9 protein-coding genes are annotated in these 12,871 nt (G+C 61.5%); 4 read left to right on the top strand and 5 right to left on the bottom strand.

Going from position 1 to position 12,871, the window contains the following annotated elements; translation table 11 throughout:
* Positions 1–8 precede the first annotated feature (8 nt).
* Positions 9–2,333 carry an ATP-binding protein gene (locus FYJ44_RS12760; protein ID WP_154512745.1) on the top strand — a complete coding sequence of 775 codons (2,325 nt, stop codon included), beginning with the start codon at positions 9–11 and terminating at the stop codon, positions 2,331–2,333.
* 235 nt (positions 2,334–2,568) lie between these two features.
* On the opposite strand, the gene gltX is transcribed toward FYJ44_RS12760, so the two are convergent.
* Both gltX and FYJ44_RS12750 read right to left on the bottom strand, forming a co-directional pair.
* A complete protein-coding gene (gene gltX, locus FYJ44_RS12755) occupies positions 2,569–3,963 on the bottom strand; it encodes a glutamate--tRNA ligase (RefSeq protein ID WP_154512743.1) in 1,395 nt (464 codons plus the stop codon).
* 187 nt (positions 3,964–4,150) lie between these two features.
* Positions 4,151–6,148, bottom strand: a complete 1,998-nt coding sequence (locus FYJ44_RS12750; protein ID WP_154512741.1) for an ATP-binding protein — start codon at positions 6,146–6,148, stop codon at positions 4,151–4,153.
* A gap of 162 nt (positions 6,149–6,310) precedes the next feature.
* Between FYJ44_RS12750 and argB the strand changes: the two genes are divergently transcribed.
* Positions 6,311–7,093: an acetylglutamate kinase gene (gene argB / locus FYJ44_RS12745; RefSeq protein ID WP_154512739.1), complete on the top strand. Its 783-nt coding sequence runs from the start codon at positions 6,311–6,313 to the stop codon at positions 7,091–7,093.
* Between the two features lie 13 nt (positions 7,094–7,106).
* Here the strand turns inward: argB and FYJ44_RS12740 are convergent, their stop codons facing one another.
* The 3 genes from FYJ44_RS12740 to zraS form a co-directional block, all read right to left on the bottom strand.
* On the bottom strand, positions 7,107–7,727 hold the full coding sequence (locus tag FYJ44_RS12740; protein ID WP_154512737.1) for an HD domain-containing protein: 621 nt from the start codon (positions 7,725–7,727) through the stop codon (positions 7,107–7,109).
* Positions 7,728–7,815: 88 nt separating this feature from the next.
* Complete coding sequence (locus FYJ44_RS12735; protein WP_287704669.1) at positions 7,816–9,183, bottom strand: sigma-54-dependent transcriptional regulator; 1,368 nt, start codon at positions 9,181–9,183, stop codon at positions 7,816–7,818.
* Between the two features lie 54 nt (positions 9,184–9,237).
* The gene (zraS, locus tag FYJ44_RS12730) at positions 9,238–10,764 is read right to left on the bottom strand and encodes a two-component system sensor histidine kinase ZraS (RefSeq protein ID WP_154512735.1); all 1,527 of its coding nucleotides are present in this window, start codon (positions 10,762–10,764) and stop codon (positions 9,238–9,240) included.
* 230 nt (positions 10,765–10,994) lie between these two features.
* Between zraS and FYJ44_RS12725 the strand changes: the two genes are divergently transcribed.
* Both FYJ44_RS12725 and FYJ44_RS12720 read left to right on the top strand, forming a co-directional pair.
* Positions 10,995–11,468 carry a periplasmic heavy metal sensor gene (locus tag FYJ44_RS12725; RefSeq protein WP_154512733.1) on the top strand — a complete coding sequence of 158 codons (474 nt, stop codon included), beginning with the start codon at positions 10,995–10,997 and terminating at the stop codon, positions 11,466–11,468.
* A gap of 364 nt (positions 11,469–11,832) precedes the next feature.
* The gene (locus FYJ44_RS12720; protein ID WP_154512731.1) at positions 11,833–12,336 is read left to right on the top strand and encodes a Spy/CpxP family protein refolding chaperone; all 504 of its coding nucleotides are present in this window, start codon (positions 11,833–11,835) and stop codon (positions 12,334–12,336) included.
* Positions 12,337–12,871: the final 535 nt, after the last annotated feature.

Genomic DNA, 12,871 nt, shown 5'->3' with positions numbered 1-12,871 from the left:
GAGCCGGCATGAGCCAATACGAGAATGAGCGGGAACAACTGCTGGATGTATTCGGCGAATTTCTTTATGTGGCGGATGTTCATACCTATGAACTGCTTTACATGAATGAGCGCGGCCTCAATCTCCTCAATCTCGACCCGAAAAACTACAAATATAAAAAATGTTATGAAGTCATTCAGGGATCTGACTCCCCATGCTCTTTCTGCACCAATAAGTATCTCAGCTATGATCATGTATACATGTGGGAATATAAAAATCCTTATTTAGGGCGTCATTTTTCCATACATGACAAACTGATCGACTGGCAGGGTCGCAAATCACGTATTGAACTTTCTTTCGATATCACGGATTTCAAATATAAAGTACAGACGCTTGAAAACAAGATAGAATCCATAGTCGAAAGCATACCCGGCGGCATCTGCCAGATGGCCGATGACGGCCACCTGAGCATCCTCTGGCACAATGACGCCTTTCTCAAAATTATCGGCTACACGCGGGAACAGTTCAAGGCCGAATTGAACGGCACGGCGGACTATGTTCTCCCTGAGGACATGGCCACACTGGCTGAAGCGCTTGAAAAAACAAAGCGGACCCGCCAGACCCAGCTTCTCGAAATGCGCATCCGGCGGCGGGACGGCGAAAGCCGCACCCTGCTGACCAGCGTCGGCTACAGCCATGCCGCCGAAAACGCGGCCTGCCCGGTCTATTACAATGTCCTCGTCGACATCACCGAATACAAACGCCTGCTGGAGCGGAACGAGCGGCAGGTCAAAGACGCCCTGCTGGCCAAGGCCCGGGCGGCCAGCGAGTCCAAAAGCCGCTTCCTGTCCCGCATGTCGCACGAACTGCGCACGCCGCTGAACGCCGTCATCGGCATGAACCGTCTGGCCATCCACGGACGGAACGACGCCAAGGTCCTGCAAAACTGCCATGCGAAAATAGAAGCCGCGGCCCAGTACCTGCTTTCGCTCATCAACGACGTGCTGGACTTTTCCCGCATTGAAAACGGCAAGCTGCAACTCTCCATCCAGCCATTTTCGCTTCCGGCGCTCCTCTATGATCTTTACGATCTTTTCGCCAATGAGGCGGCCCAAAAATCCCTGATCTTCTCCCTGTATGCCGAACCGTTTGAAGAGGAACTCTTTAACGGCGACGCGCTCCATCTGAAACAGATCTGCGTGAACCTGCTGTCCAATGCCTTCAAATTCACCGGCGAACACGGGCACGTCAGTCTGACAGTACGCAAACTGACGGCCAGAGGCCGGACGAGCGTGCTGGAATTTACCGTTTCGGATACCGGCATCGGCATCTCCCCCGACGGCCTGACGCGCATTTTCAACATGTTCGAGCAGGAAAGCAGCACCGTCACCCACCGCTACGGCGGTTCCGGCCTAGGGCTTTCCATCAGCAAAGCCTTGGCTGAACTCATGGACGGCAGCATTACCGCCAAAAGCAGGGAACGCCAGGGAAGCTCCTTTATCGTTATCCTGCCCCTCGAGACCGCGCCGGACCAGGCGACGCCGGATAGGACGGATGTGGCGGACCTCTGCTCACGCGTGCTGGTGGTCGACGGCCGGAGGGACGGCGGCGCGGCGAGCCGCATACTCAACGCCGCACGCATCAAGACGGCGTGCGCCACGGACGTTTCCGAAGCCATCCGCCTGCTGGACGCCTCCATCACGGAGCACGCGCCGTTTGACGCCGTTCTGCCCGGCGCGGACAGGCTCAGGGAGCATCTCCGCGAACGGCCGGAACTGGCGGATGTCCGTCTGGCTCTGACCGGCATGCCGTTGCCCGATCCGGAAATGATGGAAGACAACACGACCGGCTTCATCCGCAAGCCTTTTTTCCGTTCGGTTCTCCTGGATGGCCTGCGGGAACTCCGCGAAGGCGCGCCCAAGGCCGCGCCCTTGGAGCAACCCATTGACTTCACGGGAAAGCGCCTTCTCCTGGTCGAAGACAACGAGCTCAATATGGAAATCGCGCATGAACAGCTCAAGGCCCGCGGCTTCAGCGTCGAACTCGCCCGCGACGGACAAGAGGCTCTGGAACTCTTCGCCGCCAGCGGACCGCGCTATTTTGACGCCATCCTCATGGATGTGCTCATGCCGGTCATGGACGGTCTGACGGCGACCCGGAAAATCCGCCGCCTGCAACGCGACGACGCGCACACGATCCCCATCATCGCCCTTTCCGCCAACGCCTTTGCGGAAGACCACCAGAAGTCCCTGGACAGCGGCATGAACGCCCACATCAGCAAGCCTCTGGAAATTGACACCCTGTGCGAACTGCTCCAGAACTGTTTCAACAAGCGCTCCGCAACGGACGTTTGAAACCGGCGGCACGGTTCGCGACGTAATAAAGAAGCCCGGTCCGTCATTGACGGACCGGGCTTCAAGCGTGATGACAAACCCCGCTTGGCGGCGTTTGCGCCGCCGTCGGCCCGTTTTCAAGAAAACTCGCCGGGCGGAAAGGCACGAAAATCAGTCGGCTAACGGCGCAGCAAAGCTGCGACCCGCTCCTGATTTTCGGGCTGCAGACAATACGCCAAAGCGTTTCAAAGCGAATCTATGCCTGGGCGGGCCGCGCCAACCTGGCCAACGTCTCCTCCCGGCCCAGGAACGCCATGATCTCATTGAGATGCGAACCGCCCATGAAACCCATCAGGGCCGTGCGCAGGGGCGGAGCCACGTCCTTGAACTTCAGACCATTGTCCGCCACATAGGCGTTAAGCGCGGCTTCCAGAGCCTCGGCGCTGAAGGGCTCGCAGGCCTTGAAAATTTCGGCCAGGGCGCGCAGATGGGTCTTGCCCGCGTCCGTGAAATGTTTGGCCGCGTCCTTTTCCACGTAGACCAGCTCGGCGGCGGACACCAGCAGGGGCCGGAAACTTTCGGCCAGGGCCTTGAGGTTGTTGGCCCGCTCGCGGAACATGACGCAAAGCGACTCCAGACGCTCCCGTGGCACATCGCCCAAACCGGCCTCCAGCACAAAGGGCTCCACCAGCCCGGCCAGCTGGTCCAGCGGCAGTTCGCGCATGAAGTGGGCGTTGCACCACTCCAGCTTGGCCGGGTCAAAGGCCGCGGCCGCCGGGTTGAGATTGCCGCCGTCGAAATATTGCACCAGTTCGTCCAGGCTGAACAGCTCCTGATTGCCGTGGGACCAGCCCAGACGCACCAGATAGCTGACCAGGGCCTGCGGCAGCAGGCCGTCCTTCTGGTATTCGATGACCGCCCGCGCGCCGTGGCGCTTGGAGAGCTTCTGACGGTCCGGCCCAAGAATCATGGGCACGTGGCCGAAGCGCGGCACGGGCAGATCCAGGGCCTGATAAATCAGAATCTGGCGCGGCGTGTTGGAAACATGGTCGTCACCCCGGATCACGTGGGTGATGCCCATTTCGTGGTCGTCCACCACCACGGCCATATTGTAGGTGGGCATGCCGTCGGCGCGACGGATGACCATGTCGTCCAGTTCGCTCACATCCACGGCGATTTTACCCTTGACCATGTCGTCAAAGACCACCTTGCCCGTGAGCGGCGTCTTGAGACGCACGCAACGCCCTTCGCCGGGTCCCAGATCGCGCGTGCGGCAATGGCCGTTGTAGCGCGGCTTGAGGCCTTGCTGACGGGCCTCTTCGCGCATGGCCTCCACCTCTTCGGGCGTACAGGAACACCAATAGGCGTGCCCACTTTCCAGCAGCTTGTCCACATAGCTGTTGTAGATATCCGCGCGTTGCGTCTGGTAGGTGAGTTCGCCGTCCCAGTCCAGACCCAGCCAGCGCATGGAGGCCAGAATGGAATCCGTGTATTCCTGTTTGGAACGGAGCAGGTCCGTGTCCTCAATGCGCAGGTGAAAACGGCCGCCGGAATGACGGGCCAGAAGCCAGCAGAAAATGGCGGTGCGCGCGCCGCCGATGTGCAGATGCCCGGTGGGACTGGGCGCGAAACGGGTGACAACTTCCGACATACTATGCTTTCCTTGAAGAGAGAATGTAGGGCGGGCTTACGCGCAAGCGCGCGGCCCTGTCAAGGCGCGGCCCGGATTACAGCAGGGCAGACGCATCTGATTTCAACTTTTGCCGGCCTCTTTTTGTCCGTTGCCCGAGCTATCCAGTCAATAACATAAAGGTTGTTGGATACATCTGCTCTACGGATCACAGTTCTCCTGGCCGCCGCCGGGCGTGGATTGTGAGCATCCGGGTCAGTTCATTCACATCGACGGGCTTGGTCAGATGCCCGTCCATGCCGGCGGCCAGGCTGCGCTCCGCGTCGCCGCGCATGGCATAGGCCGTCATGGCGATGATCGGAATCTCCGCCGCGCCGGGCAGGCCGCTGGCGCGGATCTCGCCGGTGGCCGTGTAACCGTCCATGACCGGCATCTGTACATCCATGAGAATAAGATCAATATCCGCGTGCCGGGCGCGCCAGATATCCAGTGCCTCCCGGCCGTTGACCGCCGGAATGCAGCTTGCGCCCATGCCGTCCAGCAGGGCTTCCATGATTTCGCGGTTGATGTCGCCGTCTTCGGCCACGAGCACGCGCAGCCCCTTGATGCAACGGAGGTCTTCCGGACCGCCGTCGGCGTCGGCCACGGACGTTTCTCCGTCGGCCACGCGGAACGGCAGTTCCACATAGAATACGCTGCCCTTGCCTTCCTCGCTTTCCACGGCAATGGAACCGCCCATCAGCGCGGCGAGACGGCTGCAGAGGGCCAGGCCCAACCCCGTGCCCCCGAACCGGCGGGTGATGGAAGTATCCGCCTGGGAAAACGGCTTGAAAATCCGGGCCTGCTCCTCGGGGCTCATGCCGATGCCCTCGTCACTGACGCTGCAACGCAGGCGCACCGTATCCACGGTGCGGCACAACAGATCCAGGCTGATGCGCACGGTGCCCCGGTTGGAAAATTTCACCGCGTTGCTGCCCAGGTTGAGCAGTATCTGGCGCAGACGCAGGGCGTCGCCCGAGAGCATGGGTGGAATGTCCGGATCAATGCGGGTTTCCAGGCGGAGCTTTTTGACCTGGGCCTTGGCCTGAAGCAGCGTCAGCACGGCCTCGATTTCCTGTGCGGGCTGGAAGGGCAGGTTTTCCAGCTCCATGTGATCGGCCTCGATCTTGGAAAAATCCAGCAGATCGTTGCTGATGTCCAGCAGGGACACGCAGGTGGTGTGGATTTTTTCGATGTAATCCCGCTGCTGCGGCGTGAGGTCGGTATTCAGGGCCAGGTAGGCCATACCCATGATGCCGTTCATGGGCGTGCGGATTTCGTGGCTCATATTGGCCAGAAAAATGCTTTTGGCGGCATTGGCCGCTTCGGCCTCTTCCTTGGCTTCACGCAACACGCGCTCGTGCAGGCGGTGCTCGGTCACGTCGTCGGTATAGCCCGCGATGCGGCAATGCTCCCCGGAACCCATGACCTCATAGGCCAGCTTGAGCCAGTGCAGACCCAGCCGGGGATGCCGCACGCGCACCTCGGTGTGTTCCTGCCGTCCCTCCGTCCAGTCTTCACGGCGACACAGAGCCCGCCAGACCGGACGGTCCTCGGGCACAAGGCGCTCTTCCACCGCGTCCACGCGCTCTTCAGCGGAAAGATCCTCCGGCAGATCCAGCTGGCCGCAAAAAATGTCGTTGCCCGTGAGTTCCAGACTTCCCTCGCTGTAGCGCAGTTCAAATACGCCGAGCCGCCCCAGTCGGCAGGCCAGGGACAGCCGCGACAGGCTTTCCCGCAGGGACTGATGTATGGCCTGGATCTCACTGACGTCCTGGTGATAGCCGGTTATCCTCACCAGGGAGTCCCCGTCGGGGGAAATGCGGCGGCCGCCGCAACGCACGAAAATCGTGCCCCAATGCGGGTGGTGGTAAGGGTAACGCACTTCGTGCATCTGGGTATCGGCCAGAAACTGCTCCACCACCTCATTGACGTCGTCGTCGCAGCTCTTGTCCACCCGGCTGCGCCAGAAGGTGAAACATTCCTCGGGCGACGGATGCGCGTCCAGCCCCAGCAGACGCAGCATGGGCGCGTTGGCCAGCATGGAACAACGCCCTTCGCGGGTGTCGATCATGATCACCCACAGGCCGGTGTTGGCGGCATCCATGGCTTCCTGCATCCAGGAATGTTCTTTGAGCAGGTCCTGCCGGGATGAGTCTTGGGGCATGTAAACTCCGGGAAGATACAATTCCTCTTTTTTTACCTTGTTTACCGGCGCAAGGCAATGGCGGACGCGGCGGACTTGCGCCCGGCGGCCGCGAATGCTAATTTTCGCTCCTCGCGGCATGCGCCGCAACGCTTTCAAACCTTGCACTTTCGGGGAACAGCCATGACACAGCCCACAGTGGTCATCAAATACGGCGGCCACGCCATGGACAAACCGGAGCTGAGCGAAGCCTTCGCCACGGATCTGGCCCATCTCGCCGGACAGGGCATGCGCCTTGTGGTGGTGCACGGCGGCGGGCCGCAGATCAGCGCCCTGCTTACGCGGCTTCAGATCGAAAGCCGCTTTGTGGACGGCCTGCGCGTGACCGACGAAGCCACTATGCGGGCGGTGGAAATGGTGCTCTGCGGCCAGGTCAACAAGGCGGTGGTCAGCGCTTTCGCCCGGCACGGCGCGCGCGCGGCGGGCATTTCGGGCCGCGACGGCGGTTTGCTGCGCGCCCGGCCCAAAAATCCGGCTCTGGGCCTGGTGGGTGAGGTCACGGCTGTGGACCCGGCCCTGCCCCGCTGCCTGCTGGAGGCCGGTTTTGTGCCGGTAGTGGCGCCCGTGGCCTCGGGCCCGGACGGCGAAGCCCTGAACATCAATGCCGATACCGCGGCCGGAGCCCTGGCCGGAGCCCTGGCGGCCGAGTATTTTGTGCTGATTTCCGATGTGCCGGGCGTGCTGAACGCCGACGGCCGCCTGATTCCCGGTCTGAACAGGGCGGAAATAACCCGCCTGAAAGAAGACGGCGTCATCAGCGGCGGCATGATCCCCAAGGTGGAAGCCTGCCTGAACGCCCTGGACGCGGGCTGCTCGCGCGCCCTGATTCTGGACGGCCGCGCCCAGTCCAGCCTGCGGCGCTATCTGCTGGACGACGCGCCGCTGGGCACCGTGATCGTGCGCTGAGGAAGCGGCTTCCTCAGGATTGCGCCGGGTCTTGGTGGTGAATCCACCAGTCTTTTTCCACCTGGCCGTACCACCAGCGGTTGGGGTCCGTGCGCAGGATGGCCTCGGCCAGTTCGCGGGCCAGGGGCGTCCGCAGCCGCTTGAGCGCGCTGTCCAGCCATTCTTCGGCAAAGGCGTTGCCCTTGCCGAGTTCCACGTGCAGGTTGCAGATCAGGTCCAGTTGATCCGCATCGTGGGCCAGCGCGGCCTCCGGGCTTTGTTCTTCCGCCAGTTCATCCCAGAAACCGAGCACGTCCTCCGCCAGTCCGGTGCCCCGCGTGGCATCTTCCAGGGCCTGCCGCGCGCGGCACTGGTTGTAGCGATGATTGACGTAATTGAAATCGCCGGTGCGGGCCTCGTGCAGATCGTGGAACAGGCAGAGAAAGGTCACCCGCGCCGGGTCCGCCCCGGCCAGCCGCGCCAGGGCGTAGCCCAGCACGCTGACGCGGTAGGAGTGCTCGGCCACGTTTTCCCGGCCCGAGCCCAGAAAGGCGTAGCCGCTGCGCGGCGTATGCCGCAGCATGCCCACCTCGTTACAGAAGTCCGCCAGCCGTCCGAGCTGTTCCAGCGGCAGTTTTACTTTTTTTTCAGCCATAGCACCTTCATCTGTTCTTCACGTATTCAAGGCAAACGAGCGGCGCGCCGCGACGTTTAACGCGACTGGCGGCAAAAAGAACATGGCCTCATTCAAGGCCGTACTTGCGCAGCTTGTTGTGCAGGGTCGCCCGGGTAATGCCCAGACGCCGGGCGGCCTCGCTCTTGTTGTCGCCGGTCTGGCGCAGGGTTTCCTCAATAGCCCGGCGCTCCACCGTATCCAGAGACAATCCGGCCAGGGAAATATCGCCTTCGGGCACGGCGTCCGCCGTCTCCGCCGGAGAGGCGTCAACCACGTTGGCGGGCAGTTCGCGGCCTGTAATCAAGTCGCCGTTGCAGAGAATCACGGCCCGTTCCACGGCGTTTTCCAGCTCGCGCACATTGCCGGGCCAGGAATAGCGCAGCATGCTGTCCAGGGCCTGCGGCGCGAAGCCCTTGATGGTCTTGCGGTTGCGCTCGGCGAAACGCTGGAGGAAATGCGCGGCCAGCAGGGGAATGTCCTCGCTGCGCCGGCACAGGGACGGCACTTCGATGCTGATGACGTTGAGCCGGAAATAAAGATCCTCGCGGAAACGTTTTTCCGCCGCCTCGCGGCGCAGATCACGGTTGGTGGCGGCCAGCACGCGCACGTCCACGTTGATGGGCGCATCCGAACCCACCCGCTGCACCTCGCCCTGTTGCAGGGCGCGCAGCAGCTTGGCCTGAAGCGGCAACGGCATTTCACCGATTTCATCCAGAAACAGCGTGCCGCCGTCGGCCTGCATGAAGCGCCCCTCGCGCCGCCGGTCCGCGCCGGTAAACGAGCCTTTCTCATGGCCGAAGAGCTCGGACTCCAGCAGATTTTCCGCCAGAGCCGCGCAGTTCACGGTCACCAGCGGCTTGTCGGCCCGGGCGCTGCCCTCGTGCAGGGCGCGGGCCACCAGCTCCTTGCCGGTGCCCGATTCACCGGTGATCAGCACGGTGGCTTCAGTGGGGGCCACCGTGCTGATGATCTGCAACATGTCCTTGATCGCCTGGCTGCGGCCCAGAATATCCGGACGGGCCGCGGCGTCGGTGAGCTGGCGGCGCAGTTCGCGGTTTTCCACACTCAGGCGGGAATGCTCGATGGCCTGTTCCAGGGTGTGCTTGAGGGCCTCGAAATCCAGCGGCTTGACCAGATAGTCATACGCGCCCAGACGCAGGGCCTCCACAGCGGTTTCCACCGAGGAATAGGCCGTCATCAGGACCACCGGCAAGGCCGGATTATATTCAAGAATGCCTTTGAGGGCGTGGATGCCGTCCATCCGCGCCATGCGCACGTCGGTCAGCACCACGTCAAAGGCTTTTTCACGCACCAGAGCCACGGCTTCGTCGCCGTCGGCGGCTTCATCCACCGTGTATCCCCAGGAACGGAGCATGGTCCTGAGCATGCCGCGATGGGCATCGTCGTCATCGACTACCAGAATGCCGTTATTCACCCTTGCCACTCCTTATGCATTATATGCGGATACGCCGACCGTGGGGGACGGCGCTTAACTTTTTTTCCGTCCCCGGCGCTGATAGCGCAGTTCCGGGAATTCCTCTTTGGGAGCCAGCGGCAGCCAGACGCGGAAAATGGTTTCCCCGCGGCCGTCCTCTCCGGCGGGACGCGAATAGACGCTGATCTCGCCATCGTGCGCCGCCACGATCTTGTGCACCATGGCCAGGCCCAGACCCGTGCCCTGACCCTTGGTGGTGAAATAGGGATCAAAAATATGAGCTCTGGCGGGAGGGGCGATACCCGTGCCCGTATCCCGCACCATCAGGCAGACCCGCCGCTTGCCCTTGGCGATGGCCAGGGTCATGTGCCCGCCATCGGGCATGGCGTCCAGCGCGTTGAGGCAGAGATTGATCAGGGCCTGACCCATGCGTTCCGAATCCACCAGCACATTGGGCACGCGCCGTGAGGTGCGGTATTCCAGCGTGACCTTGCGCTGTTCCGCGTCCTGGCGGATCAGGCGCATCACGTGCGCCACCACGTTTTCCAGGCAGACCGGACGCGGCCGCACGTCGCTGGGACGGGAAAGGCCGATCAGGTCCGTAATCACCCGGTTCAGGCGGTCCACCTCGCGCACCATGACGGCGGCGGCCTCGCGGTCGTCGCTGCCCTCGGGGAAACGCTGGCCGAAATAGGTGGCATAGCCCTTGATGGAACTCAGGGGATTGCGGATCTCATGCGCCACGCCCGCCGCCAGATTGCCCACGGCGGCCAGCTTTTCCTTGCGGCGCACCTCTTCCTCCAGACGGCGCACCTCGCCCTCGGCCTTGTACTGCCGCCGGCGCGACTCGCGGGCACGCTGGGCATAGTACAGGGCCAGAAGACAGAGCAGGCCCGCCAGCAGCGTCGCGGCCGCCAGCATGGCCACATAATCGCGGTTCTGGCTGCGGGTGATCTCAAAGGGCGACACGTCGAGACCCAGAAAAATGATGGGCATGGGGAAACCCTTGGGAATGTCCTTCAGGCCCGGCGTGAAATAGCGGTAGACCACGAAAACCCGCTGGCCCTCCATCTTCATGATGCCCCACTGCGCCGCCGAGCCCGGGTCCAGGTCGCGCATGCGCTTTTCGTCCAGCTCCTGGCCTTCAAGCTGAAGGATCTCGCCCAGGCGGAAGCGCTTGCTGTGGGCCACAATGGTGCCGTCGGGCATGGTCACGGCCACGAAGATAATGTCCGGGCTGGCCGCCATTTCCTCCAGCAGCACCTGAAGGCGAACCCCGGTTTCGCTGCGCATGCCCGAGCGCAGAATGCTCTCGAAGGCCATGATCAGCGAAGAGCCCTTTTCCGCCAGCAGGCGGGCCATGGCCGCTTCGCTGCGCTCAATGGAGATGAAGGCCAGCAGGCCCACCATCAGAGCCAGCACCACAGCCGCGCCTCCCAGCACCAGGCCCAGAGGCGTGCGGGAAGCCCCCACGCGCATGCCCAGTTCGCGCGGCGGCGCGTCGGAAGCGCGGGCCTCATCTGTTCCGACGGCATCGGGGCCGTCGGCCGCGGGCCGGACGTTGTCTTGCTCAGCACTCATGTTGCGACTATAGCCGTCCGGACGATGCCTGTCATCCCATAGACTATTGCATGGTTAAAATTTTTGCACGTTTTTTGCAAGATTTTCTGAAATTAACGGTGAACGCACGCGGCGGCCTTATGGTTCTTGCGCCATGGAAAGCCGCCTGATATGGGTGAACAATACAAAGTCACATAAAAAATCCGATGAGGACACGCGTGCCGGAGCGAAGCACAATAAAAGGTCAACCTATGCTCAGAACTTGTTTCTCGCTTTGCCTTCTGGCGGCCCTCTACCTGTCGCAGCCTGTGGCCGCGGGGCACGGCGCTCCCGGCCCGCCCGACGGGCAGAGCGAATACAGGATGGGGCGCTACCTCGGCAATGTTCAGGATATGGATGAATGGCTGGAACAACTTTCCCCGACCCAGCAGGTCAAAGCCAGAATCATTATTGATGAAGCCCGGCCCCGGGTCCGGGAGTTGCGCGCCCGCATCCGGGAAAAAAAGGCGGAACTGGAAAGTCTCAATTATGATCAGGAAACTTCCCCGGCGACCCTGCCCCGCCTGGGCCGGGAGCTGCAGATGCTGCGCGACGAACTGCGCGCCACGCTGCTGGAAGTGGACAAACGCATGCTCCGGGAAATGGGAATTTCCCTGGGCCCGCCCATGAGCCGTGGGTGCCGGATGGGCCATGCCGGTATCGTCCCCACTGATGAATCGGACTGAGGCCGTCCCTGTCGCGGCCCAAACGGCCCCCCGCCCCGCCATGACGCCGGGGCGGGGGGCCGCCGCGTTTCCGGTGCGGCGCGCTTTTCAGCCGGGCCCGATCGCCTTGTCCGATCCCTGTGTGAAATATATCCACCTGTGTAAATTTTATACATATCGAGAAAGGACCTGTATAAAAAACATACGCCGGGCCATTTGTCCAGATTCTTGTGATACCAGTAAAACGTTATTAGATTATAGCAGGTTAGCTGTTCTCCCGGATTTTGGCACGCGCATTGCTATAAGAAAGGCATCACGCACGGAACACCGGGCGCGAAAGAAAAAGAAAAACAACCTGAATGCATTGGATGGCAAGGAGAGTATAATGGTAAGTTCCCGTTTCATTTTGTCCGCTCTGTTGGCCGCCGCTCTGACTGGAGGAGCACTGGTCACGGACAGCATGGCCCGCTCCCGCGACAACAGCTTTGATGACAGCTACAGCTGCGAAGGTTGCCCCGGAGGATACGGACCCGGCTACGGATGGAACAGAAACGCGGCTCTGAGCCCCGAGCAGCAGGATAAATATACAAAAATCGTAAGTGAATACGCCAAGCGCATGGCCCCCATTCAGGACCAGATTTTCATAAAACGGCAGGAACTGCGCGCCCTGCAGAACTCTACAAACCCTGATGTGAAAGCAGTGCGGGAAACCGCCACGGAACTAACGAAATTAAACAATCAGCTGGGTGACCTGCACGATGAAATGGCCCGGCGTATTGAGAAGGAAGTGGGCGAACCCGCAGGCGAAGCCCGCTCCGGCGGATACGGTCCCGGATACCACATGAGGGGCCACGGTATGGGTTACGGACACGGCATGGGCCGCTATTAACCCCAAATGCAACCTTTAACCTGCTGACCACCAACTTGCTTATCCGCCGACGGGCGGTCGATATATACGAAAAAATATACAAACAGACAAAAACAAATTTCCGTGCCGCTCTCAGCCCCCATCGGGAGCGGCACGGGGAACCCCCCGAAAAACCTCCTCCTTTGAACAGAACCCTCTAACCATCGGAACATCCTCCCTCTCTGCGGCCGCCGGTTGCCCCCGGCGGCCGCCCCTCTTTTTATCCGCACCATTGCAGACAGGTACGGCGGCACGCGACAGCGGCCGCTCCAGTCGAAGCAGCAATCTCCGGAAACCAGCGTTACGCCGTCACCGTTGAAAAAACTCCAACGCCATGTCTCGTGGGGGGAAGGGTTTGAAAACTCCCTTTGAGGGGAGACTTCTTCATGGAAAAGAGACCCCCCGGCCTAGCCGGGGGTTCTTCATATGCGCCTGTAAGGCTTTCTTACCAGCCGCGCCCTTCCAGGCGCATGTGCGATCTGACATTCGCATTTCTGCTACTTGCGGCCCGTAAACG

Source organism: Desulfovibrio porci (assembly GCF_009696265.1).
GTDB classification, from domain to species: domain Bacteria; phylum Desulfobacterota; class Desulfovibrionia; order Desulfovibrionales; family Desulfovibrionaceae; genus Desulfovibrio; species Desulfovibrio porci.
This window is presented reverse-complemented; position numbering and strand designations above follow the sequence as displayed.